An 850-nucleotide genomic window follows, 5' to 3' on the forward strand; every position below is an offset into this window, starting at 1 on the left:
CTCACGCGCGCCCGGGAGGCCGGCCCCGCGCGGACCGGGAGCGCGGCGCCGGACGTGGCGGGCGGGTGGTGGTTCTGACGGATGGCCCGCGGGCGGCTGGCGCGGGCGTGCAACACGGCACGACGAGGACACGAGGAGGACGTATGGACGTCGAAACCTTGCATGCGGAGGACCGCAGGCCCCGGACGCACTGGGAGCACTTCACGCGCGCCGAGCTGCTCGGGGTGCGGGGCGTGGGCCGCTCCATGGAGCAGGCCTTCGAGATGGCGGCGCTCGGGCTCTCCGCGCTGGTGACGGACCCCCGGAGCGTGGAGGCGCACGAGGAGCTGGAGATGACCTGCCAGTCGGTGGACCACGACCAGCTGCTCGCGGACTGGCTGCGGGCGGTGGTGGGCGCGATGGCCGGCCGGCGCCTGCGCTTCCAGTGCTTCGCGGTGCGCCTGGACGGGCTGAACCTCTTTGGCCACGGCTTCGGCGAGCGCGCGGGCCAGGCGCGCCACGGCCCCCACGTGGCGCTGACGGGCGCGGCGCTCACGGACGTGTCCGTGCGCCAGGGGCCGGAGGGCGTCTGGATCGCCGAGGCGCTGGTGGACTTCTAGATGCCGGTGCGGGCCGTCTCCTTCCCCGGCGGCGAGGGATGGCTGGAGCTGCCTGCCGGCGTCCCCGCGGCCTCCGCGGTGCAGGTGTCGTGCTTCGCGTGCCTGGGCCACTCGCCCGGGCCGGAGCGGCTGGCGCGCGCGCTGGTGTCGCGGGGCTTCGCCGTGCTGCGCCTGGACTTCACGGAGGCCCCCGCCGGCGCCAGGCAGGCCGGGCACCCGGTCACCCTCCCCAGCGTGGACACGGTGGTGGC

The 850-nt window shown here is 76.2% G+C and carries 1 protein-coding gene and 1 pseudogene; both read left to right on the forward strand.

Features of this window, described 5'->3' with window-relative positions; all coding sequences use genetic code 11:
* Nucleotides 1-143 precede the first annotated feature (143 nt).
* Nucleotides 144-599: an archease gene (locus tag ACLEQD_RS44525; RefSeq protein ID WP_410391947.1), complete on the forward strand. Its 456-nt coding sequence runs from the start codon at nucleotides 144-146 to the stop codon at nucleotides 597-599.
* Nucleotides 600-850, forward strand: a pseudogene (locus ACLEQD_RS44530) (OsmC family protein); the annotation flags it as partial. It abuts the gene before it with no gap.

Origin of the sequence: Corallococcus sp. 4LFB, assembly GCF_046520365.1 — a bacterium.
In the GTDB taxonomy this organism is placed as follows: Bacteria; Myxococcota; Myxococcia; order Myxococcales; family Myxococcaceae; genus Corallococcus; species Corallococcus caeni.

Excerpts from the sequence above, each read along its gene's own strand:
- ACLEQD_RS44525 (WP_410391947.1), top strand. The coding sequence starts at position 144 with ATGGACGTCGAAACCTTGCATGCGGAGGACCGCAGGCCCCGGACGCAC.